The sequence below is a fragment of the Amycolatopsis lexingtonensis genome (genome assembly GCF_014873755.1).
Taxonomy (GTDB): Bacteria; Actinomycetota; Actinomycetes; order Mycobacteriales; family Pseudonocardiaceae; genus Amycolatopsis; species Amycolatopsis lexingtonensis.
The window spans coordinates 7,691,660-7,714,086 of record NZ_JADBEG010000001.1; the positions used below are offsets into that span (position 1 = coordinate 7,691,660).

A 22,427-nucleotide genomic window follows, 5' to 3' on the forward strand; every position below is an offset into this window, starting at 1 on the left:
GGGACCCCCGGTTTCAACGTTACTCGCGGGGTCCGACAATTCGGGGGCCCGCGCGCCCGGGTTGTCCCCAGGCCGGGCCGCGGTGTCGCGCCGCTCACACCCGCCGGTGGCCGTCCCGATTTCGGTGGCCCACCGTCCGGGGCACCACCGGGCGGCCCGTATCCTGGCGGCCGTGGCGAACCCTGACACGGACACCGTGACCAGCACCGTTGACACCACCGAGCGCGCCGGGGCGACCCCGGAGCACACCCAGCCGTATCGCGAATTGGGTCTTGCCGACGACGAGTACGCCCGCATCCGGGAAATCCTCGGCCGCCGGCCCACCGACGCCGAGCTGGCCATGTACTCGGTGATGTGGAGCGAGCACTGCTCCTACAAGTCGTCGAAGAAGCACCTGCGCTACTTCGGGGAGACCGCCACCGACGAGATGAAGGCCAAGATGCTGGCCGGCATCGGCGAAAACGCGGGCGTCGTCGACATCGGCGAGGGCTGGGCGGTCACCTTCAAGGTGGAGAGCCACAACCACCCGTCCTATGTGGAGCCCTACCAGGGTGCCGCGACCGGCGTCGGCGGCATCGTCCGCGACATCATGGCGATGGGCGCGCGGCCGCTCGCGGTCGCCGACGCGCTGCGCTTCGGCCCGGCCGACGCCCCCGACACCAAGCGCGTGCTGCCCGGCGTCGTGGCCGGCGTCGGCGGCTACGGCAACTGCCTCGGCCTGCCGAACATCGGTGGCGAGCTCGTCTTCGACCCGTCCTACGCCGGCAACCCGCTGGTGAACGCCCTGTGCGTCGGCGCGATGCGCGTCGAAGACCTGCACCTCGCGTTCGCGTCCGGCACGGGCAACAAGATCATCCTGTTCGGCGCGCGCACCGGCCTCGACGGCATCGGCGGCGTTTCCGTCCTGGCGAGTGACACCTTTTCGGGTGACGAGTCGGCGTCCGGCCGCAAGAAGCTCCCGAGCGTCCAGGTCGGCGACCCGTTCACCGAGAAGGTGCTCATCGAGTGCTGCCTCGAGCTGTTCGCGCAGAAGCTGGTCGTCGGCATCCAGGACCTCGGCGGCGCCGGGCTGTCCTGCGCGACGTCCGAGCTGGCCGCGGCCGGCGACGGCGGCATGCACATCTACCTCGACCGCGTTCCGTTGCGCGCCACCGGGATGACGCCCGCCGAGGTGCTCTCGAGCGAGTCGCAGGAGCGCATGTGCGCGGTCGTCTCGCCGGAGAACGTCGAGGCGTTCATGGCGGTCTGCCGCAAGTGGGACGTCATCGCCACCGACATCGGCGAGGTCACCGACGGCGAGCACCTGGTCATCACCTGGCACGACGAGGTCGTTGTCGACGTCCCGGCGCACACTGTGGCGCACCAGGGCCCGGTGTACGACCGGCCGATCGAGCGACCGTCCACTCAGGACGCGCTGATCGCGGACACCTCGGCGACGCTGCCGCGTCCGTCCACTCCGGACGAATTGCGCGCGGACGTGCTGCGGTTGATCGCCTCGCCGAACCAGGCGTCGAAGGAATGGGTGACGTCGCAGTACGACCGGTACGTGCGCGGCAATTCCGTGCTGTCGCAGCCGTCGGACTCCGGCATGATCCGGATCGACGAGTCGTCCGGCCGAGGCGTCTCGGTGGCGACGGACTGCAACAGCAAGTTCGTCTACCTCGACCCGTACCGCGGCGCGCAGCTGGCGCTGGCGGAGGCGTACCGCAACGTGGCGACGGGTGGCGCGACCCCGGTCGCGGTCTCGGACTGCCTGAATTTCGGCGCCCCGACCGACCCGGGCGTGATGTGGCAGTTCGAGCAGGCGGTCCACGGCCTCGCGGACGGCTGCGTCGAGCTCGGCATCCCGGTGACGGGCGGCAACGTGAGCTTCTTCAACCAGACCGGTTCGACGGCGATCCTGCCGACCCCGGTGATCGGCGTCCTCGGCGTGATCGACGACGTCACCCGCCGCATCCCGACCGGCATCGGCGCGGAAGCGGGCGAAACCCTGCTGCTGCTGGGGGAAACGCACGACGAGCTGGACGGTTCGGCGTGGGCCCGCGAGCTGCACGGCCACCTCGGCGGCGTGCCCCCGCGCGTGGACCTGGCGCGGGAGAAGCTGCTGGGCGAGATCCTGGTGGCGGGCTCCCGCGACGGCATGATCTCGGCCGCGCACGACCTGTCCGACGGCGGCCTGATCCAGACGCTGGTCGAGACCGTCCTGATCGGACAGTGCGGCGCCCGGGTCTTCCTCGACACCGACCAGGACCCGTTCGTCCAGCTGTTCTCCGAGTCGGCGGGCCGCGTGCTGGTGGCGGTCCCGCGCACGGAGGAGCTGCGCTTCACGGAGATGTGCACCGCGCGCGGCCTGCCGTGGCGCAAGACCGGCGTGGTCGACCCGGAGTCGGGCACGCTGGAGCTGCAGGGCATCACGGAGTTCACGCTGGACGAGCTGCGCGAGGTGTGGGAAGGCGCCCTGCCGGCGCTGTTCGACTGAGCCGTTCCGGTCTGTCCACAACCCGAGCGGGCTGTGGACAGACCGGGCTCGGCAACGGGTTTCGTCGCACCCCGCCGGTAGACTGGACTCGGGGACGCCCCCCGGAGGAGGGCGGGGGTGTCAGCCCCGCTTCGCGACGATCCGCAAGTCCCCGTCGTGCAGTTCCTCGAAGTCCCAAGCCTCCGGCAGCTGCACGTCCTTCTCGGCCCGGACCCGCGTGTTGTACAACGAAACCGCCGCCGGCAGCTCGGCGAACCGCAGGTCGGTCTGCCCACCGAACGAAGCCCGCCGCAGGTCGAGCGATCCCGTCACCCGCACCCCGCCGAACAGCGCGTCGTTGCCGAACTTCGCGTCCTTGAACGTCGTCTCCCCGGCGAACGTCGTGTCCGTGAAGTCCGTCAGCTCCGCGAACTCAGTCCCGCTGAACCAGGCGTGACTCTCGAAAACCGCGCCCCGGCACCGGAAGTACCCGATCAGCCGCCCTCGGCCGGTGCCCGCCGCCGTGAAGTACACGCGGCCCGTGAACCGGCAGCCGCTGAAGTTGGTGCTGCTGTGCAGGGCCGCGTAGCGCAGCAGCATCCCGCCGATCCGGCACCCCGAAAAATCGAGGTATTCGACGATCGCGCCGGTCAGGTCGAGGTCGTAATCCGGGGCGTCCGGCGAAGAAGCCGGCGGCAGCAGGTCCTTCACCAGTCGCTGCGCGGTGAGCCGCACCTGCAGCTCCTGCTCCTGCTCGGGCGTGCCCCGGGTGCCGTCGCGTTCCTTGCGGTCGAGGTCCTTGTCGTAGCGCGGGTGCTCGAACGGCCGCCGCAGGTACGAGCACAGCACGTCCAGGACCGTCTGCGTGTACTCCGGCCGGCTCCGCGCCAGCCCCGCCAGCGCGTGCAGCGCACCCACGCGCACCTGGTCCGCGGCGTGGCCGAGCAGCTCGACCGCCTTCGCGAACCGCTCGTCCGCCACCCGCTCGCGGTCCTGTTCCGCGCGCTGCGACTCGAGTTCGTGCCGGCGGCGTTCGACGTCCTGGCGGCGTTCCTCGACCCGGCGGCGCCGGTCGTTGAGCCACAGCGCGTACAGCGCCACGATCGCGCCGCCGGCGAGACCGCCCGTCTTCAGCGCGTCACTGCGGCTGGTGGCGGGGTCGGTCAGCAGCCAGCCGCCGACCCCCAGCAGCAGCACCAGCGACGCGAAGAACGTCCACGCCAGCGGTGATCGCCACAGCTTCACCCGCTCAGGAAACCAGCATGGTGCTGACGCAGAAACCCTTGTCGTCGAAGTTCGTCGCGCTCAGCGTGCCCTTGACGTTCTTGCCGGCGGACGTCCCGGTGACCTGGCCCTCGACCAGGTACTCGTCGTCCGGCACCTCGCCGAGCTGCAGCTTCAGCGGCGGCTTGAGGAACGTGTCGAGCCACGAGTCGAGCAGGTCCTTCGAGTCGGCGCAGCCCAGCGCGATCGCGCCGGCCTTGTCGCCGCCGTTCAGCTTGTCGATGAAGCCTTGCAGGACCGCCTTGGCGTCCGAAGCACCCGAGCCTGACGGGGCTTTGGAAGTCGGCGTCGTCTTCTTGGGCGTGCTCGTCTTCGGGGCCGTCGGCTTCGCGGACGTGCTCGACGACGGCGGCGCCGCGACGGTCGTGTCGTCCTTCGACAGGAAGAACCCGGGCGCGACGAAACCGGTGACGCCCAGCGCCGCCAGCACGACGACCACGGTGGCGCCGATGGCGATCCACATCCCGGTCTTGCTCTTCTTCGGCGGCGCCGGCGGCCCGCCGAAGCCCTGCGCGTAGCCGGCCTGGTTCGGGTCCCAGCCGGACATCTGGCCGCCCTGGTTCGGGTCCCAGGCCTGCTGGCCGTACTGCTGCGCGTTCGGGTCCGCCCACGCCGACTGCTGCTGCTGCGCGTTGGGGTCGCCCCACTGCGGCTGCGGGCTCGCCGGGAAGCCGCCCGACGGGTAACCCTGCTGCTGCTGCTGGCTCGGGTCCCAGCCCTGCGGGTACTGCTGCGTCGGGTACGGCTGTTGCTGCTGGTTGGGGTCCCACCCGCCCTGCTGCGGGTACGGCTGCTGCGGGAAGCCGCCGGACTGCGGCTGCTGGCCGTACGGGTCGGGCTGGCCGGGCTGGCCCGGCTGAGGCGGGTACGTCATCTTTCATGCCTTCCGGGCGCTGGGTGTTTCGTCCGCGTTCCGACGTCCGGTGGACGCGAGCGGTTCCCCAGGACGTGTGCGCAGCATTCTGCAAGCTCGGACGGTACGGCATGAAACCGGCTCCCGGCCGGGCCGACGCGAAGTCGTCACGAACCGGGAGCCGGGGTGGTGCGGGTCAGCCGTTGGCGAGTGCCTGGAGCCGGTCGTAGGCACCGTTGAAGGTGTCCTGGTCGAGCGGGCTCGAGGTGTACTGCCAGACGGTGTAGTAGCTCCAGTTGTACGGCAGGGTGCCCACCGTCGACGCGTACCGCGCGACCCACAGCGGGGCCGTGCTGGAGAAGTCACCGCTCACACAGCTGCTCCACCAGCTCGTCGACGTGTAGATCACCGGGTACCGGCCGGTCAGGGAGTGGTAGGTGTCGTGGAAGTCGAGGATCCACGACGTCATCCCGGCCTTGCTCAGCCCGTAACAGGTCGCGCCGTACGGGTTGTACTCCATGTCGAGCGCGCCCGGCAGGGTCTTGCCGTCCCTCGACCAGCCGCCGCCGTGGGCCACGAAGTACTTGGCCTGCGCCGCGCCGCTCGAGGTGTTCGGCGTGGCGAAGTGGTACGCGCCGCGGATGAAGCCCTGGTTGTAGGAGCCGTTGTACTGCTGCGCGAAGTACGGGTTGGTGTAGCTGGTGCTCTCGGTGGCCTTGGTCCAGACGAACCGCTTGCCCTGGTTCCACCAGCTCGCCCAGTCGACGTTGCCCTGGTAGCTGGCGACGTCCATGCCGGCGACGGTGGCCAGCACCTGGTTGGGGACCGCCTGGGCCGGCTGCGGCTGCTGAGCCGCCTTCTGCGTGTCCGGTGTCGACTTGTCGCCTTCGACGCGCCGGATCTGCGACCCCAGTTCGTGGTTGTGCTGTGCGATGTCCGCGTTGATCGCGGCGACCGGGTCGGCCTCGGGGGAGAACGTCGCCGCCTGCGCCGTGCTGCCGAGCAGGAGCAGCGTGGCCGGGACGACCAGGGCGGCGAACAGCCGCACTCTTCGGGAAGTGGACATGATGGAATCCCTTCACAGAACCCTCGCTGAGGGCGGCTATGTGCAGGTAGCCGCCCGGGCACGATTGTTGAGGACGGGATGGCGGTTTGTCACTCAGTTCCGTGAAATTGGGTATACGCGTGGGTGATTTTCTCGGGAAGTCGATCTTCAATTCGTGACTGGTTAACACCTATTACCGGGGGCGCTGCGCCGTTCAGCCCAGCGCGAGCGCGAGCAGCCGGTCGGCCGGGCCGTTGAACCAGTTCTGGTCGCCGGGCAGGGGGCCGCGGTCGGCGAACTGCCAGATCGTGTGCACGCCCCAGCCGGCGGGCAGCTCGCCGATGTAGGTGTTGTAGCGGGCGATCCAGAGCGGGTTGTTCCCGAAGCCCCCGTTGTTCGCGGTGCAGCGCTTCCACCAGCTCGTCGACGTGTAGATCGTCGGGTAGCGGCCGGTCGCCGCGCGGTAGGTCTCGGAGAAGTCACTGATCCAGCGGACCATGCCGGCGGCGTCCTTGCCGTAGCAGGTTTCGCCGTACGGGTTGTACTCCGCGTCGAGCGCGCCGGGCAGGGTCCGGCCGTCGGCCGACCAGCCGCCGCCGTGGGCGAGGAAGTACCGCGCCTGCGCGGCCCCGTCGGAGACGTCCGGCCGCGCGAAGTGGTAGGCGCCGCGGATCAGGCCGGCGTCGTACGAGCCGTTGTACTGCTGCGCGAACTGCGGGTTGACGAAGCCGGTGCCCTCGGTCGCCTTGACGTAGACGAACTTGGCGCCGGCGCGCGCCGCGCCCGGCCAGTCGACCGGGCCCTGGTGCCCGCTGACGTCGTGCCCGAGCTGCTGGTCGTCGGACCCGTACAGCACATCGGGCGCCGCGCCGACCCCTTCCACCTTGGCGATCTGCGAACCCGCGAAGTGTTCTTCGGCCCCGGCGTAGATGTCCTGTGCGGTCGCCGGCGACTGGCCGGCGACGAGCAGGACCGCGGCGGCGAGGGGTAGCGATATCCGACGATTCACCCTCATGCTCCCCACCGGTCTCGTGAGACTTATCCAGCCTCACGATGCACCCGAGTCGCCGATCCGGCGACTCGGGTTGTCACTCGATGGGGTTAAACCCGCAGGTCAGCGCTGTTCGTCGGCGATCGCCTTCAGAAGGTGCTCGGCCGGCACGACGGCCGTGATCAGGTCGTGCGGGTTGATCGCGACCGGGTGCCCGCCGAGCAGGCTGACGATGTCGCGGCCCAGCACGGCGCGGGCGTGCGGCCACTCGCTCGGCACCAGCGCCTTGCGGGTGTAGGCCGGCACCATCACGCGGCCGTCGGTGTTGTGGAAGCCGATGACCGTGCGCTGCACCGGCGACATCGCGTAGACGAACAGCGTCGAGTCGAGAACGATCTTCGGCAGGTCCGACGCCGGGCGGTGCTCGGTGCGGACGAGCTGCAGCAGGTGCTCGAGGTCGTTCGTCGGTTCCGGGAAACCCAGCGCCTTCGGCGAAGGCCGGTAGCGGTCGTTGGGGTGGAAGTCCGCGACGACGTCGCCGACCCCGTTCACCGGGTAGGCGCCGACGACCGCCCACGACGGGACCGGGCCGTTCGGGTCGAAGGCTTCGTCGATGACGTAGAGCCAGCTGTTGGGGTTGGCGCGGGCGTTCGCCCGCATCTCCGCGGTGATCTCGGGCGTGCCGTGCTTGCCGGAGCGCCGGGCCTGCTGGCCGGAGCGCCGCGCCGCGCGGCTGTGCCTGCCGGGGTGTTCCGGCCCGTTTCCGGTGGGCTGCTGCGAAACCATCCGATCCGCCTCGTCCCGCTGCGCCATCTCGTCCCCACGTTCTCGGGTGTGCCTTAAAACTCTTGGTGGGCCACTCTACTGTTTGCCCATGGCCTCTTCGCGTTCGGTCGACCCCGGACAGTTACGTGCGGCGGTGGTGGCGGTTTTCCCTTGGCTGCAGGGCGATGCGCCGGACCCGGCGCGCCCCGAACTCGCCGCGGCGGTCCGGCTCAGCCTGCGCGCGCTGGCGGCCGACGCGCCGGGCCGCACGGTCGAAGTCCGCGTGCCGCCGTTCGCGGCGGTGCAGTGCGTGGAAGGGCCGCGGCACACCCGCGGCACCCCGCCGAACGTGATCGAGACCGACCCGCGCACGTGGCTCGAACTGGCTACCGGCCAACTGGACTGGACCACTGCCGTGGCGGCCGGCCGGGTGTCCGCGTCGGGCACCCGGGCCGACCTTTCCCATTGGCTCCCCCTCGTCCGCCTCTGACGGACGGGAAGCCTTACGGCTTGCGGCCGACGCCGCCGGCGATCGTCCGCTGCGCGACGTTCAGGTCCTTGAGCCGCGGGCCGTCCGGCCACCAGTCGGCGCACCGGACCACGCCCGGCGGCACCATGTCGAGGCCGGGGAACAGCTCTTCGATCTCCTTCTGCGTCCGGAAGGTGCCGGAGCCCATCGGGCTGTGCAGGAAGAAGTCCTCCATCCGGCGGGCGGTCGCGGAGTCGTCGTTCTCGGGGTCGAAGAAATGGCTGAGCCCGACGAAGGAGCCGGACGGCAGCGCGTCGACGTACTCCCGCATGATCTCGGCCGGCCGTGCGGAGTCGCCGTTGAAGTGGTGCAGCGTGCCCATCTGGAGCAGGACCAGCGGCTGGCTGAAGTCGATGTGCTCGCGGACGACCTCGTTCTGCAGGATCCGCGCCGGCTCGAAGATGTCTTCGGCGACGAAGTGGGTGTGCTCGTTCTCCTCCAGCAGCGCCCGGCCGTGGGCGAGGACCACCGGGTCGTTGTCGACGTAGACGACCTTGGTCTCCGGGTTGATCCGCTGGACGACCTGGTGGGTGTTCTCCGCGGTCGGCAGGCCCGAGCCGAGGTCGAGGAACTGCGTGATGCCGGTCTGGCTCGCGAGGAAGCGGCAGGCGCGGATGAGGAAGCCGCGGTTCTCGAACGCGAGGTCCTGCGCCTCCGGGGCGGCCTTCTGCACCTTGTGCAGGACCTCCCGGTCGATCTCGTAGTTGTCCTTCCCGAGCAGGAAGGCGTCGTACACGCGCGCGATGCTGGCACGGGTCGGGTCGACCCCCACGGGAACTCGTTCGGTCCGGGTCGCGGCATCGGGCATCTTGAACCTCGCAAGTTCTGTGTCGAAAGTCTCGTACTCTACGTAGAGTAGGCCGACGCGCGCACGGGGTAAACCGGGTCACCTCTTTGCGCAGGACGGGTTAACGTGTACTTTCGGTAGTCGGGCTAGAACCCCCTGGTGACGTGAGCGCGGAAGGTCCGGGAATGAACGCGGTGAACGCGTCCGCAGGAGAACAGAACATCGGCCCCACGGCGCGCCGCATGATCCTGGGCTCGCAGCTGCGGCGGCTCCGTGAAGAAGCCGGCATCACCCGCCAGCAGGCCGGGTACAACATCCGCGGGTCCGAATCGAAGATCAGCCGCCTCGAGCTGGGCCGCGTCGGCTTCAAGGAACGCGACGTCACCGACCTCCTGACGATGTACGGCGTCGAGGACGCGACGGAACGCCAGACGTTCCTCGACATGGTCAAGCAGTCGAACGAGCCGGGCTGGTGGCGGCGCTTCGGCGACACCATGCCGAACTGGTTCACCGACCTCGTCGGCCTCGAAGAAGCCGCCGCGCGAATCCAGATCTGGGAGCCGATCTACGTGTCGGGCCTGCTCCAGATCGAGCCGTACGCCCGCGCGATCTTCAGCCACGGCCGCCCGGAGATGGCCGACGAGCGGGTCGACCAGCTGGTCGCGCTGCGCATGCGCCGGCAGAAGATGTTCAGCAGGCCGGACGCGCCCCGCGTGTGGATGGTGCTCGACGAGTCGGTCCTGCACCGGCCGATCGGCGGCGTGAAGGTCCTCAAGCAGCAGATCGAATACCTGCTCGAGATGAGCGCGCTGCCCCACGTGTCGGTCCAGGTGCTGCCGTACACGCGCAGCGGGCTGTCCGCGGAACACGCGTTTTCGCTGCTGCGGTTCGGCGAACCGGAACTGCCGAACATCGCCTACGTCGAATACCTGACGGGCGCGCACTACATCGAGAAGCGCGAAGAGATCGAGAAGTACAGCCGGGCACTCGACATGCTGGCGGTCGACTCGGAGACGCCGGAACGGAGCCGCGCCCTGCTGGCGAAGCGGCGCGCGGAGATCTGACGCGCGGGTTCATCGCCGGTCGCGAATGCCTCGTCGGCGCGGTGTCTTGAATGAGTCATTCAGGACCTCCGGTGCCCTGAATGACTCATTCAAGACCTTTGCCGCCGGGGCGTGCCAAGCCGCCGAGCCGCGCCGGGCCAGGTCCGCCGAGTCGGACCGAACCGATCCGGGCCTGCCGCCGGGAGGGCGCTGACCCTCCCGGCGCGGTGAAAGAGTCGTTCACGACGTCCCCGCCCCGAGCGCTGCCTGCCGACATCACTCTCCGGAGTCTCCCGCTCAAGACGTTCCCACTCACCGCTAACTACAAGTAGTGGTTAACCCGAACGAGCACCCTCCTATCACCCGATAGGTTAACCGTGACCAGGTGATTCTTTACCGTCAGAGAACTTTGCAAGAAATTCTGCACGTGCATTTACCGTTGCAGGCACACGTGCTAGCCTTCGATACGCGGGCAAATGCACATGCAGATGCAGCGCCCGGGGCATATTCCGCTTCGAGAGGTGGGAACATGGCTGAGCGATTCGAGAACGGCATCCCGGCCGATCGGCTCTCCGGCGCCCAGTGGCGCAAGGCGAGCTACAGCGGCGCGGTGGGCAACTGCGTCGAGGTGGCACCGCTGGTCAGCGGCGAGATCGCGATGCGCAATTCGCGCTTCCCGACCGGCCCGGCGCTCGTCTACACGCGCGCGGAGATGGCGGCCTTCCTGGCCGGCGCCAAGGACGGTGAATTCGACGATGTCCTCGGCTGAGGCCGTCGCCTCCGTCTTCGACATCGAAACCGGACTGCAAGAGCTGGTGGCACGCGGTTACCAGTTCGTCCACCCCGCCGACGAGCGTGGCGAGGTCCTCGCCGTCGTCGGTGTGCGGGTGCACGACGACGTGGTGGACGTGGTCCGGCTCAATGCCGAGGACGACGTAGTGGCGACCCGGATGCCCGGCACCGAAGACAACATCTTCGAGCCGGAGCGGTGGCTGTGGCGCCGCCGTGGCGAAGGCGCACAGGTGCTCTCCGAAATCCTCGCGTTGCCGGATGCCTCTTAAGAACCCAAGCTTGCGGGCCTCGTCCGAAGTGGTCAGAACCACTCCGGGCGGGGCCTGACTCATGTCGGCACCGTCTACACTGAAAACCGGCCTGACCACGTCTTCCCAGGAGCTCCTCGGTGGTTTCCGACCCGCAGCTCGTGTCCGACCAGCCCGAACCGGAACCCCGCGAGGAGTGTGGCGTCTTCGGCGTCTGGGCTCCCGGGGAAGAAGTCGCGAAGCTGACCTACTACGGCCTCTACGCCCTGCAGCACCGGGGCCAGGAGGCCGCCGGCATCTCCGTCTCCGACGGCTCGCAGATCGTGGTCTTCAAGGACCTCGGCCTGGTCAGCCAGGTGTTCGACGAGCAGATCCTGCAGTCGCTGCAGGGGCACATCGCCGTCGGGCACTGCCGGTATTCGACCACCGGCGCGACCATCTGGGAGAACGCCCAGCCGATCTTCCGCACCACGGAAACCGGCAGCGGCCTGTCCTTCGCGCACAACGGCAACCTCGTCAACACGGCTGAGCTGCGCGAACGCACCATCGAGGCGGGGCTCAAGCCGCACGCGGGCTTGACCGGCTCGTCGAGCGACTCGGACCTCATCTGCGGCCTGCTCGCCGCGAACGCCGCCGACAAGGGCATCGAGGCCGCGGCCATGGAGCTGCTGCCCACCCTGAAGGGCGCCTTCTGCCTGGTGTTCTCCGACGAGAACACGCTGTACGCGGCCCGTGACCCGCACGGTGTGCACCCGCTGGTGCTCGGCCGGCTCGAGCGCGGCTGGGTCGTCTCCAGCGAGACGGCCGGCCTCGACATCGTCGGCGCGTCCTTCGTCCGCGAGGTCGAGCCCGGCGAGCTCATCGCGATCGACGCCGCGGGCCTGCGCTCGTCCCGGTTCGCGAACCCGGACCCCAAGGGCTGCGTCTTCGAGTACGTCTACCTCGCGCGCCCCGACACCACGATCGCCGGCCGCGGCGTGCACGCCACCCGCGTCGAGATCGGGCGCCGGCTGGCCGGCGAGCAGCCGGTCGAAGCCGACCTGGTCATGCCGGTGCCGGAGTCGGGCACGCCGGCCGCGATCGGCTACGCGCAGGGCTCCGGCATCCCCTACGGCACCGGCCTGGTGAAGAACGCCTACGTCGGGCGCACGTTCATCCAGCCGTCGCAGACCATCCGCCAGCTGGGCATCCGCCTCAAGCTGAACCCGCTGCGCGACGTCATCCGCGGCAAGCGCCTGGTCGTGGTGGACGACTCGATCGTCCGCGGCAACACCCAGCGCGCGCTGGTCCGGATGCTGCGGGAGGCCGGCGCGCTCGAGGTGCACGTCCGGATCGCGTCACCGCCCGTGCGCTGGCCGTGCTTCTACGGCATCGACTTCGCGTCGCGGGCCGAGCTCGTCGCGAACGGCGTCGACACCGACGGCATCCGGCGCTCGATCGGCGCCGACTCCTTGGGTTACATTTCCCTGGACGGCCTGGTCGCGGCGACGGAACAGCCGAAGTCGCGGCTGTGCACGGCGTGCTTCTCCGGCGAGTACCCGATCGAGCTCCCGGAGGACGCGCTGATCGGGAAGCACCTGCTCGAAAGCCTCGACTCGGTCAATGGCGCGGCGACCCCGGTCAGCCCCGCCGGGTACGGTGCCGAAGACGCCGTCCGGCGTCCCTAGCAGTTCCTTCCAGAGGGAGTCCTTCCACCGTGAGCGAGTCCACGAGCGCCACGTACGCCGCCGCCGGCGTCAGCATCGACGCCGGCGACCAAGCCGTCGAGCTGCTCAAGCCGCACGCCGAGCGGGCGACGCGGCCCGAGGTCATGGGCGGTGTCGGCGGCTTCGCCGGGCTCTTCTCCCTCAAGCTCGACAAGTGGAAGGAGCCGGTGCTCGCGTCCTCGACCGACGGCGTCGGCACCAAGATCGCGGTCGCGCAGGCGCTCGACAAGCACGACACGGTCGGCATCGACCTGGTAGCCATGGTGGTCGACGACCTCGTCGTGACCGGTGCCGAGCCGCTGTTCCTGCAGGACTACATCGCCGTCGGCAAGGTGCACCCGGAGAAGATCGCCGCGCTGGTCGGCGGCATCGCCGAGGGCTGCGTCCAGGCCGGCTGCGCGCTGCTCGGCGGCGAGACCGCGGAGCACCCGGGCCTGATGGGCGAGCACGACTACGACATGTCGGCCACCGGCGTCGGCGTGGTCGAAGCGTCGCAACTGCTCTCGCCGGAGAAGGTCCGCCCGGGTGACGTCGTGCTGGCGCTCGGCTCGTCCGGATTGCACTCGAACGGGTACTCCCTGGCCCGGCACGTGCTGCTCGACATCGCGCGGATGCCGCTCGACGGCCACGTCGAGGAGTTCGGCCGCACGCTCGGCGAGGAGATGCTGGAGCCGACGCGGATCTACGCGAAGGACTGCCTGGCGCTCGCCGCCGAGACCGAGGTCCGGACGTTCGCGCACATCACCGGCGGCGGCCTGGAGGCCAACCTCGCCCGCGTCATGCCGCGCGGCCTGGTCGCCCGCCTCGAGCGCGGCACCTGGACGCCGGCGCCGGTCTTCGCGCTGATCGGCCAGCGCGGCAAGGTCGAGCGCGCCGAGCTGGAGAAGACGTTCAACATGGGCGTCGGCATGGTCGCGATCGTCGGCTCCGAGGACGTCGACCGCGCGCTGGCCATGCTGACCGCGCGGCACGTCCCGGCGTGGATCCTGGGTGACGTGCAGCCGGCCGGCGACGTCGACGGCCCGCGCGCGGTGCTCTCGGGCGACCACCCGCGGTTCTGACCGTGGCCACCGGGGACGTCGTGGTCGGCTCCCGGTTCGTCGTCCCCGAGACCGAGCTGAGCGAACGCTTTTCGCGCTCGTCCGGCCCCGGCGGCCAGGGCGTCAACACCACGGACTCGCGCGTCGAGCTGTCGTTCGACGTCGCCGCGTCGCCGTCGATCCCGGAACACCTGCGCGACCGCGTGCTGGCCGCGCTGGAGTCCCGGCTGGTCGACGGCGTCCTGACCATCGCGGCCAGCGAGCACCGTTCGCAGCTGCAGAACCGCGAAGCAGCCCGCGGCCGGCTGGCGAACCTGCTGCTCGACGCGTCGGCGCCGCCGCCCGCCAAGCGGCGCCCCACGAAGCCCTCGCGGGGTTCGAAGGAGCGCCGCCTGGCGTCGAAGAAGCGCCGGAGCGACGTGAAACGAGGCCGCTCCGGCCGCTTCGACGACTAGGCCAGCGACAGGTGCACGCACTCCCCGGCCGGCTGGTAGCCGACCCGGGCGTAGACGGCGCCAATCCCCAGGTCACCGGGGGTGAGGAACACCGTGTGCGCCCCGGCCTCGTGGACGTCCCGGGTGAGCCGCGCGGTGAGCGCCGCGGCGATCCCGCGGCCCCGGTACGGCTCGAGCACGGCGATCCCGGCGATCTCGGTGGTGCCGTCGACGACCTCCAGCGCGAGGCCGCCGCCGACAACCACACCGTCGTCCTCCGCCAAGAGGTACCGGACACCTGAGCCGGCCTTCAGCCGCTCGACCTCGTCGTCGTCGATCTCCGCGGGTTCGCCGAACGCGGTGTTCTGCGCCGACCGCATCCGCCGGAAGTCCTCGTCGGACTCCGGTGCGCGTAGCCGGATCCCGGCCGGTGTCGGCTTGTCGACCCGGTCGGCGGGGGCGCACGTCATCAGCGGCACCCGCCGTTCGAGCGTGTACCCCGCCCCGACCAGCAGGTTCTCCAGGTCGGGGGCGACTTCGGTGAAGTACTCCAGCCTCGGGAGCAGGTCCCGCCGCCGGAACGCCGCGGTGAGCGCGTCAATCTCCGTGGCACTCGGCTTCGCGCCGTCGTCCGGGATCGCGTAGTTGAGCATCGGGTGCGCCGTGCCCGGCGAGTAGGTCGCCAGGAACGGGCCGACCCGCTCGGTCTCCCGGCCGCGCGGCGCCGTTGTGCGGACATAGTTCTGGATGGCGGACATTCGAGCCTTTCGAAAAGCACGTCAAGGAACCGCGGACCTCGAAACGGGCTCGCGGGCGGATCGCCGGGCGTCGGGCCTAGCGGGGGCCGACGCCGGAAGCGGCGCCAGGCATAGGCGGTCATTCCTCGACTCGAAGGGGCTCTTCGCGCTCAGTTTCGCACTGGCCGCAACCGGATTACTGGCGCTCCGGGTGCGCGATGGCGGCGTAGCGCGTGTCCCACACCGAACGCGGCACGCGCATCCTGAGCGTGGGCGACTCGCAGATCCGCCGCCGTTGCGCCGGGATGGCGACCGGCACCGGAGGTGGCGGGTCCAGCGCGCGCCACCCGCGGCGGCTCAGCGCCGCACCGAGCGTCGCGCCCACGGTGTTCAGCAGGACGTCGTCGGTCGACGTCACCCGGCCCGAGTGGATCAGATATTGCGTACCCTCCACCAGCAGCGATGCGAGCAACGCGGCCAGCGCGACGCGTGAGAGCGCGCGCAGCCGCCGCATCCGAAGGGGCAGCAGGACGCCGAGCGGGCAGAGCAGCAGGACGTTGCCGATCACCTGCCAGAGTGACCCGTCGTCGGCGAAAGCCGCGGTGATGTCGGAGCCGGGAACGAGATCGAGAGTGCTCTCGGAAGAGCCGCCGACCGGCATGATGACCAGGCAAAACACCAGAAAGGCAACGAGCAGGGCGGCGCAGTCGACGCCGGCTGTCGCGGTCGCGAAGCGGGCCGGGAGTCTTCGGCGGCGCCGGGCCGCGAGCAGTGGCCAGCCGACCAGCGCGTACGGCAGCGCGATCGCCGAAATCGGAATCATCCCCCAGAAGGCGCGAAGCAGGGCTTCCATGCGCCTCCTCTCTCGGAACCCCTCCACTCAAGATCACCTTCGCATCACAAGATCGACTCGGCAGTCCGAGCGAGCCGCACTATTCGGTGATCTTTCCGGTGGCGGAGTCCGGCCCGCCGTGGTTCGGTCGGGAGGCGCACTGTCCACAGTGGAAACTGTGGACAACCCTGTGGAAGAAATGGGGGATGGTGGCGGAAACCGTTGTTACGCAACGGAAACGCGCGCGAGGAGCCTGTGTACTACTCGGCGAGCCGGCGGGCCTGGTCGAGCAGCGTCTGCAGGTGCAGGCCGCGCCGGACGTCGCACGGGTGGGTCGTCGTGCCGCTGGCGATCATCGCCGCGAAGTCGTCCAGGAGCGCGGTGTAGGACTCCTGCGCCGAGCCCGGTTTGCGGCCGAGCGTCCGGTAGCCGTGCTCACCCCAGACGGCGAGTTCGACGACGGTCGGCTGCACTGGCAGCCGCAGCGAAAGCGTGGCGGTGCTGATCACGCCGCCCTCGTGGGCCAGCATCAGGTGCCAGAGGTCGCCCGGGCTCCGCCGCGCGGCGACGACGCCGGTGATCGGGCCGAGCGCGGCGTCGAGGAGGTCGAGCGCGTGCGGGCCGATGTCGAACAGCGCGCCGCCGTCGTCCTGGCGCCATTCCGACGCCGCGTACTGGCCGCCGAGCAGGGCACCGGACAGCCAGCGCGCGCCACCACCAGCCCAGCCGCCCGCCTGGGCGAGACCGGCGAGCCACTCCTGGGTCTGCGTCGAGTACCGCAGGGTCAGCACGACGAGCGCGGCGACGTCGGCGGCGGCGACCGCGTCGGCCAGCCGTCGCGCGCCTTCGAGGTCGGCGGCGATCGGCTTCTCGAGGATCAGGTGCTTCCCGGCTTCGGCCGCGCGCACGCCCAGTTCGGCCTGGATCGACGGCGGTACGGCGAGCGCGACCGCGTCGACCTGCTCGAACAGCTCCTCGACGCTGCCTGCGGTGTTCGCGCAGTGCGTCTCCGCAAGCGCTTGCGCCGCCTCCGGCCGCCGGGCCCAGACCGCGGTCAGCGCCGTGCCGGGGTGGTCCGCGAGGCCCGGCGCGTGCACCGTCTTCGCCCACGGGCCGGCGCCGATGAGGCCGACGCGCAGCTGTCCGTCCGCGATGAGCTGTCCCACGGCCCGCAGTCTAGGTGTGTCGCTCGTCGCGCCCGAACCGCACCTTCGGCGGGTGCTGTCCTGGCTAAAGTGCCTGCATGATCGCCTCCCGTTTCGCCGTCGTCTGCGCTCTCCTGTTCGGCGCCGCCTTCGTGGGCGCCGCGCCCGCGTCGGCGGCGGCCACGGACGGGACCTGCCCGGAGGGCGGCGGCGTCACGGTGGTCGTCGACTTCGGCGACCTGGGCCCGCAGCCGTTGATCCGCTGCGCCCCCGGCACGCCGGCGAACGGCATCGCGGCGCTGCAGGAGGCCGGCATCGAGGTGGCCGGGTCGCAGAAGTACGGCCTGGCCGTGGCCTGCCGGATCGCGGGCAAGCCGGGACCCGACGTCGAGTCGTGCGCGGGCATGCCGTCGGCGACGGCGTACTGGAGCTACTGGCACGCCTCCGCCGGCGGCAGCTGGACGTCGAGCCAGGAGGGCGCGCAGACCGCGAAGCCGGCTGCGGGTGGGTTCGAGGGCTGGGCGTTCGCGCGGCCGAAGACGGCGAACGACCTGCCCGCGCCGCCGCGGGTGGCGCCGGTGCGGCAGGCGGCCACGGCTGCTCCCGCACCCGCTGAGCAGGGCAGTTCGTTCCCTTGGGGCCTGGTGATCGGCGCGGTCGTGATCGTGGTGGTCGGCGGCGCCGGGATCGTCGTCGCCCGTCGCCGGCGTGCGCAGTAGGGCGCTGCACCCCGGCGCCTGGTGGGCGTGGGCGCTCGCGCTGGCTGTCGCCGCCAGCCGCACGACGAACCCGCTGCTGCTCGGCCTGATCATCGCCGTCGCCGGGTTCGTCGTCGCGAACCGGCGGACCGACGCGCCGTGGGCGCTGGCGTTCCGTCTCTACGCGTACGTCGGCGCCTTGATCGTCGCCTCGCGCGTGGTCTTCCGGATCCTGGTGGGCGGTGACGACGGCGGGCACGTGCTGTTCTCGCTGCCGCGGATCCCGCTCGCCGCCGGGTTGTCCCTGCTCGGGCCGACGTCGGCGGAGGAGCTGCTCGGCGGCTTCTACGACGGCCTGCGGCTGGCCACGATGGTGGTCTGCGTCGGCGCCGCGAACGCGTTGGCGAACCCGAAACGCCTGCTCAAGGCGGTTCCGGGCGCGCTGTACGAGGTGGGCACGGCGGTGACGGTGGCGCTGACGGTCGCACCCCAGCTCGTCGAAAGCGTGCAACGCGTCCGGCGCGCGCGGCGGCTCCGGGCGGGCCGGACTCGCGGGCCGCGGGCGGTGAAGGGCATCGTGGTGCCGGTGCTGGAGGACGCGATGGACCGCTCGCTGCGGCTGGCGGCCGCGATGGACTCCCGGGGCTACGGGCGCCGGGCGTACCTGAGTTTCGGCCTGCGCGCGCTGATCGCCACCTGTGTGCTGGCCGGCTTGGCCGGGGTGTGCGTCGGCGTCTACGGCGTGCTCGACGGGACGTCGTCGTGGCTCGGCGTCCCGCTGCTGGCCGCGGGCCTGGTGGTGGCGGTCGTGGGGTTCGTCCTCGGCGGGCGGCGCGTCCGGCGCACGGCGTACCGGCCGGACCCGTGGCGGTGGCCGGAGACGCTGGTTGTCGCGGCCGGTGCCGGATCGTGCGCGCTGCTGTTCGCCACCGCGCGGATCGACCCCGGCCGGCTGTTCCCGTCGCTGAGTCCGCTGCGCTGGCCGGAGGTTTCCTGGGTGCACGTGGTGTCCGTGCTGGTCGCGGTGCTGCCGGCGTTCGTCGCGCCCCCACCGCCGTCGTTGTCGGAGGTCGTCCGGTGATCGAGTTCTCGCGGGTCACGGTGACCTACCCGGACGCCTCGCGCGCGGTCCTTTCCGATGTGTCGCTGGAGGTCGAGGAAGGCGAGTTGTGCCTGGTCGCGGGGCCCACCGGGGCGGGCAAGTCGACGTTGCTCGGGCTGCTGAACGGGCTCGTCCCGCACTTCACCGGTGGCCGCCTGGCGGGCCGGGTGCTCGTGGCCGGGCTGGACACGGCTTCGCACCCACCACGGGAGCTGGCTTCGGTCGTCGGCGTCGTCGGGCAGGACCCCTTGGCCGGGTTCGTGACGGACACCGTCGAGGAGGAGCTCGCGTACGCGATGGAGCAGCTGGCGGTGCCGCCGGACGTCATGCGCAAGCGGGTCGAGGAAACCCTGGACCTGCTGGGCATCGCGGAACTGCGCAACCGTCCACTTCGGACACTCTCGGGCGGCCAGCAGCAGCGCGTCGCGATCGGCTCGGTGCTGACGGCCCACCCGTCCGTCGTCGTGCTCGACGAGCCGACGTCCGCACTGGACCCGACCGCGGCCGAGGACGTCCTCGCGGCGATCACCCGGCTGGTGCACGACCTGGGGACGACGGTGGTCGTCGCGGAGCACCGGATGGAGCGCGTCGCGCAGTACGCGGACCGCCTGCTGTACCTGCCGGGCGACGGCTCGGTGCGCTCCGGGCCACCCGCGGAGATCCTGGCGACGTCTTCGATCGCACCCCCGATCGCCGAGCTGGGGCGGCTCGCGGGCTGGTCACCACTGCCTCTGTCGGTCCGGGACGCGCGGCGTGTCGCGGGGCCCCTGCGGTCTCGGCTTCAGAAATTGTCGGTGGTGGGTCGTAGCCTTTCGGTGACCGGTCAAGCACTGGACGTGAGAGGGGTGGTGGTCCGCTACGGAGATGTCTCGGCGGTGCGCGGGGTGGACCTGCGTGCCGGGCCGGGGGAAGTGATCGCGCTGATGGGACGCAACGGCTCCGGCAAGTCGTCGCTTCTCTGGGCGGTGCAGGGCAGCGGCCCGAGGTCGGCGGGGAAGGTCGACGTCGGGGGCGCTGATCCCGCGTCGCTCAAGCCACGAGCGGCCCGTCAGCGCGTGGGGCTGGTCCCGCAGACACCGGCGGACCTGCTGTACCTGGATTCGGTGGCCGCCGAGTGCGCACAGGCGGACACCGAGTCGCGGGTGGCGGCGGGAACGACGCGTGAGCTGCTGGACCGCCTGTCCCCGGGAATCGCCGGCGAAGCGCACCCCGGCGACCTCTCGGAGGGGCAGCGACTGGCCCTTGTGCTGGCGGTCCAGCTGGCCGCGGCACCCCCGGTGGTGCTGCTGGACGAGCCCACCCGCGGCCTGGACTACCACGCGAAACGGCGCTTCGCCGCGATCCTGCGAGAGCTGGCCTCGCAGGACCGCGCGGTGCTGCTGGCCACCCACGACGTCGAGTTCGTGGCCACGGTGGCCACCCGCGTGGTGGTCATGGCCGAGGGCGAGATCGTCGCGGACGGCCCGACGAAGGAGGTCATCGTGGCGTCGCCGGCGTTCGCCCCGCAGGTGGCGAAGATCCTGGCGCCGGAACGGTGGCTGACGGTGGACGAGGTCGCGGAAGCCCTGGCATGAGAGGCCCGACCCCACCGACGGCGCCGCGGCTGGCCCGCGCTTGCCTCCCGCGACCCTTCGCGCCGACCGGCGGCCGAGCATGGCAAGCCGCTGGCACGCCCCTTGCTGCCCAAGCGCGGTCGGCCACGGGCGCGGGTTCGTTTCGGCTGCGGGTCCGGGCGGGGTTCAGCGTGGCCAGCTACCCGGCCGCGCCCAGCGCGCCGCCGAGCCGCGGCCGTGCCCTGCCGACCGGCGCAGGCTCAGCTCGAGCCCCCGAAGCGGCACCGGAGCCGGCGCCATGACCGACTTCCTCCCCAAACCCCGCACCATCCGGCTCACCCCGCGGCCCGCGCTGGTCCTCACCACCGCGAGCCTCCTCGGCTTGGCCATGTTCTGCTGGCCCCTCTTCGCCAACCCCCAGCCGACCGCCGCCGCCCACACCGCCGATGCGCCGTTCGTCTTCATGGCGACCCTGCCGGTGCTGATCCTCGTCGTCCTCGCCGAACTGTCCCGCGGCGGCATCGATGCCAAAGCGCTCGCCCTCCTCGGCGTGCTCTCCGCCGTCAACGCCGGGCTGCGGCCGCTCGGGGCCGGGACCGGGGGCATCGAGCTGGTCTTCTTCATGCTCGTGCTCGCCGGGCGGGTCTTCGGGCCCGGGTTCGGGTTCGTGCTCGGCTCGACGTCGCTGTTCACCAGCGCGCTGCTCACCGCCGGCGTGGGGCCGTGGCTGCCGTTCCAGATGCTCGCGTCGTCGCTCATCGGGCTCGGGGCCGGGTTGCTGCCCCGGGCGCGCGGCAAGGCCGAGATCGCGATGCTCGTCGCGTACGGCGTGTTCGCGGCCTACTTCTTCGGGCTCCTCATGAGCCTGTGGTCATGGCCGTTCCTCGCCGGCGACAGCACGCAGCTCGGCTTCGTCCCCGGCGCGCCGCTGGCGGAGAACCTTCACCGGTTCGTGGTGTACACCGTGCTGACCTCGACGCTCGGCTGGGACACCGGGCGCGCGATCACCAACGCCGTCGCCCTCGTCGTGCTGGGGCCGGCCATTCTCGCGGTCCTGCGCCGCGCGGCCCGGCGGGCGGCCTTCGATCAGCTGTAGGAGTAGAACCCGCGGCCGGTCTTCTTGCCGAGCAGGCCCGCGTCCACCATGCGCAGCAGCAGCGGCGGCGACGAGTACAGCGGCTCCTTGAACTCCGCGTACATCGAGTCCGCGATGGCCTTGATCGTGTCCAACCCGATCAGGTCTGACAGCCGCAGCGGGCCCATCGGGTGGGCGGTGCCCAGCTCCATGCCGCGGTCGATGTCCTCGGCCGAGGCGAAGCCCGACTCGATCATGCGGATCGCCGAGAGCAGGTACGGCACCAGCAGCGAGTTCACGATGAACCCGGCGCGGTCCTGCGAACGGATGACCGTCTTGCCCAGCGCCGTCGTCGCGTGTTCCTCCGCGCGGCGGGCGGTCTCCTCGCTCGTCAGCAGCGAGGGCACCAGCTCCACCAGCGGCAGCACCGGCACCGGGTTGAAGAAGTGGATGCCGACCACCTGCTGCGGCCGGCTCGTCGCCATGCCCAGCTTCATGATCGGGATCGAGGACGTGTTGGACGCGAACACCGCGTCCTCCGCCTCGACGATCTTGTCCAGCTGGCGGAAGACGTCGACCTTCGCCTGCTCCTGCTCGAGGATCGCCTCGACGACCAGTTCGCGGTCGGCGAACTCGGCGATGTCGGTCGTGAACCGGAGCCGGTTGAGAGCCGCGTCGGCGTCCTCGGCGGACACCTTGCCGCTCTTGACGCCGCGCTGCAGGGACTTCTCGATGCGCGCCTTGCCCGCGTCGAGCGCCGGCTGGTTCACCTCGGTGACCACGACGTCCAACCCGGCCCTGGCGTGCACCTCGGCGATGCCGGAACCCATCAGTCCCGCCCCGACGACTCCAACTCGACTGACCACCGGCTCACTCCTTCATCGCTTCGCAGGCCCGTTCTTGGGCAGCACGCAGCGCGCGAGGGCGGTTGCCGGGTTTTGCCCAGCTCGCCCTCGCGCGGTTACGCGTGCTCAACGACGGTACTCGTCGTACCCGTCGTCGTACGGGTCTTGATCTTCGCTGTCGGACTCCTCGTAATGACTGCTGGAGGAGTTACTCGACAGCTCGCGCTGCAAAGCATCGAAGTCGGTCTCGTGCGAGCTGTACTTGAGCTCGCGCGCCACCTTCGTCTGCTTGGCCTTAGCCCGGCCGCGCCCCATGGCTCGACCCCCTCGCACAGGGGCGGGGCGGCCGGGGGAATCGGCGGCCCCGCATCGTCTCGACAATTCTTTCCTGCTCACACCGTACCGTGTCCGGGGGGTTCGATGCGACGTGGCACGGTGTGCCGGTGGTGACAGTGTCGGCCGAAC

The 22,427-nt window shown here is 70.7% G+C and carries 23 protein-coding genes; 12 read left to right on the top strand and 11 right to left on the bottom strand.

Annotated elements, in window-relative coordinates; translation table 11 throughout:
- The first annotated feature begins 172 nt into the window (after positions 1–172).
- Positions 173–2,479, top strand: coding sequence for a phosphoribosylformylglycinamidine synthase subunit PurL (gene purL / locus H4696_RS35535; protein WP_169735017.1), 2,307 nt, complete (start codon positions 173–175; stop codon positions 2,477–2,479).
- 120 nt (positions 2,480–2,599) lie between these two features.
- Here the strand turns inward: purL and H4696_RS35540 are convergent, their stop codons facing one another.
- The 5 genes from H4696_RS35540 to H4696_RS35560 form a co-directional block, all read right to left on the bottom strand.
- Positions 2,600–3,703, bottom strand: a complete 1,104-nt coding sequence (locus H4696_RS35540) for a pentapeptide repeat-containing protein (RefSeq protein WP_086861400.1) — start codon at positions 3,701–3,703, stop codon at positions 2,600–2,602.
- Between the two features lie 4 nt (positions 3,704–3,707).
- Positions 3,708–4,616 (bottom strand): hypothetical protein, encoded by a 909-nt coding sequence (locus H4696_RS35545; RefSeq protein ID WP_086861401.1) that lies wholly within the window; start codon positions 4,614–4,616, stop codon positions 3,708–3,710.
- A 175-nt stretch (positions 4,617–4,791) separates the two neighbouring features.
- Positions 4,792–5,661, bottom strand: coding sequence for a lysozyme (locus tag H4696_RS35550; protein WP_086861402.1), 870 nt, complete (start codon positions 5,659–5,661; stop codon positions 4,792–4,794).
- A 193-nt stretch (positions 5,662–5,854) separates the two neighbouring features.
- Complete coding sequence (locus H4696_RS35555) at positions 5,855–6,655, bottom strand: lysozyme (RefSeq protein WP_086861403.1); 801 nt, start codon at positions 6,653–6,655, stop codon at positions 5,855–5,857.
- A gap of 99 nt (positions 6,656–6,754) precedes the next feature.
- On the bottom strand, positions 6,755–7,444 hold the full coding sequence (locus tag H4696_RS35560; RefSeq protein ID WP_086861404.1) for a type VII secretion system-associated protein: 690 nt from the start codon (positions 7,442–7,444) through the stop codon (positions 6,755–6,757).
- A gap of 61 nt (positions 7,445–7,505) precedes the next feature.
- On the opposite strand from H4696_RS35560, the gene H4696_RS35565 reads away from it, so the two are divergent.
- Positions 7,506–7,886, top strand: coding sequence for a sterol carrier family protein (locus H4696_RS35565; protein ID WP_169735018.1), 381 nt, complete (start codon positions 7,506–7,508; stop codon positions 7,884–7,886).
- 13 nt (positions 7,887–7,899) lie between these two features.
- Here the strand turns inward: H4696_RS35565 and H4696_RS35570 are convergent, their stop codons facing one another.
- On the bottom strand, positions 7,900–8,697 hold the full coding sequence (locus H4696_RS35570) for an SAM-dependent methyltransferase (protein WP_169735019.1): 798 nt from the start codon (positions 8,695–8,697) through the stop codon (positions 7,900–7,902).
- Positions 8,698–8,897: 200 nt separating this feature from the next.
- On the opposite strand from H4696_RS35570, the gene H4696_RS35575 reads away from it, so the two are divergent.
- The 6 genes from H4696_RS35575 (at position 8,898) to arfB (ending at position 13,996) form a co-directional block, all read left to right on the top strand.
- Positions 8,898–9,776, top strand: a complete 879-nt coding sequence (locus H4696_RS35575) for a helix-turn-helix domain-containing protein (protein WP_086861407.1) — start codon at positions 8,898–8,900, stop codon at positions 9,774–9,776.
- A gap of 508 nt (positions 9,777–10,284) precedes the next feature.
- Complete coding sequence (locus H4696_RS35580; RefSeq protein WP_086861408.1) at positions 10,285–10,524, top strand: DUF397 domain-containing protein; 240 nt, start codon at positions 10,285–10,287, stop codon at positions 10,522–10,524.
- A complete protein-coding gene (locus tag H4696_RS35585) occupies positions 10,511–10,816 on the top strand; it encodes a hypothetical protein (protein ID WP_086861409.1) in 306 nt (101 codons plus the stop codon). Before H4696_RS35580 ends, H4696_RS35585 begins: the two co-directional genes overlap by 14 nt.
- 119 nt (positions 10,817–10,935) lie before the next feature.
- Complete coding sequence (gene purF, locus H4696_RS35590; protein ID WP_086861410.1) at positions 10,936–12,462, top strand: amidophosphoribosyltransferase; 1,527 nt, start codon at positions 10,936–10,938, stop codon at positions 12,460–12,462.
- A 29-nt stretch (positions 12,463–12,491) separates the two neighbouring features.
- Positions 12,492–13,562, top strand: a complete 1,071-nt coding sequence (purM, locus tag H4696_RS35595) for a phosphoribosylformylglycinamidine cyclo-ligase (RefSeq protein ID WP_086861411.1) — start codon at positions 12,492–12,494, stop codon at positions 13,560–13,562.
- Between the two features lie 2 nt (positions 13,563–13,564).
- Positions 13,565–13,996 (top strand): alternative ribosome rescue aminoacyl-tRNA hydrolase ArfB, encoded by a 432-nt coding sequence (arfB, locus tag H4696_RS35600; RefSeq protein WP_086861412.1) that lies wholly within the window; start codon positions 13,565–13,567, stop codon positions 13,994–13,996.
- Here arfB and H4696_RS35605 read toward each other — a convergent pair.
- The 3 genes from H4696_RS35605 to H4696_RS35615 form a co-directional block, all read right to left on the bottom strand.
- The gene (locus H4696_RS35605; protein WP_086861413.1) at positions 13,993–14,733 is read right to left on the bottom strand and encodes a GNAT family N-acetyltransferase; all 741 of its coding nucleotides are present in this window, start codon (positions 14,731–14,733) and stop codon (positions 13,993–13,995) included. The genes arfB and H4696_RS35605 overlap by 4 nt on opposite strands.
- Positions 14,734–14,908: 175 nt before the next feature.
- Positions 14,909–15,565 (bottom strand): VanZ family protein, encoded by a 657-nt coding sequence (locus tag H4696_RS35610; protein WP_086861414.1) that lies wholly within the window; start codon positions 15,563–15,565, stop codon positions 14,909–14,911.
- A 239-nt stretch (positions 15,566–15,804) separates the two neighbouring features.
- Positions 15,805–16,710, bottom strand: coding sequence for a Gfo/Idh/MocA family protein (locus H4696_RS35615; RefSeq protein WP_086861415.1), 906 nt, complete (start codon positions 16,708–16,710; stop codon positions 15,805–15,807).
- A 77-nt stretch (positions 16,711–16,787) separates the two neighbouring features.
- Here H4696_RS35615 and H4696_RS35620 point away from each other — a divergent pair, with 77 nt between their 5' ends.
- The 4 genes from H4696_RS35620 to H4696_RS35635 all read left to right on the top strand — a co-directional run bounded on the left by H4696_RS35620 (position 16,788) and on the right by H4696_RS35635 (position 21,138).
- Positions 16,788–17,408 carry a hypothetical protein gene (locus H4696_RS35620; RefSeq protein ID WP_086861416.1) on the top strand — a complete coding sequence of 207 codons (621 nt, stop codon included), beginning with the start codon at positions 16,788–16,790 and terminating at the stop codon, positions 17,406–17,408.
- Positions 17,398–18,468: a CbiQ family ECF transporter T component gene (locus H4696_RS35625; RefSeq protein WP_169735020.1), complete on the top strand. Its 1,071-nt coding sequence runs from the start codon at positions 17,398–17,400 to the stop codon at positions 18,466–18,468. Before H4696_RS35620 ends, H4696_RS35625 begins: the two co-directional genes overlap by 11 nt.
- On the top strand, positions 18,465–20,063 hold the full coding sequence (locus H4696_RS35630; protein ID WP_086861417.1) for an ABC transporter ATP-binding protein: 1,599 nt from the start codon (positions 18,465–18,467) through the stop codon (positions 20,061–20,063). Before H4696_RS35625 ends, H4696_RS35630 begins: the two co-directional genes overlap by 4 nt.
- A gap of 277 nt (positions 20,064–20,340) precedes the next feature.
- Positions 20,341–21,138 (top strand): ECF transporter S component family protein, encoded by a 798-nt coding sequence (locus tag H4696_RS35635; RefSeq protein ID WP_086861418.1) that lies wholly within the window; start codon positions 20,341–20,343, stop codon positions 21,136–21,138.
- Here the strand turns inward: H4696_RS35635 and H4696_RS35640 are convergent.
- Entirely contained in the window at positions 21,129–21,983 is an 855-nt protein-coding gene (locus H4696_RS35640) for a 3-hydroxybutyryl-CoA dehydrogenase (RefSeq protein ID WP_276328934.1), read from the bottom strand. The genes H4696_RS35635 and H4696_RS35640 overlap by 10 nt on opposite strands.
- A gap of 105 nt (positions 21,984–22,088) precedes the next feature.
- Positions 22,089–22,277 carry a DUF3073 domain-containing protein gene (locus H4696_RS35645; RefSeq protein WP_086684206.1) on the bottom strand — a complete coding sequence of 63 codons (189 nt, stop codon included), beginning with the start codon at positions 22,275–22,277 and terminating at the stop codon, positions 22,089–22,091.
- Positions 22,278–22,427: the final 150 nt, after the last annotated feature.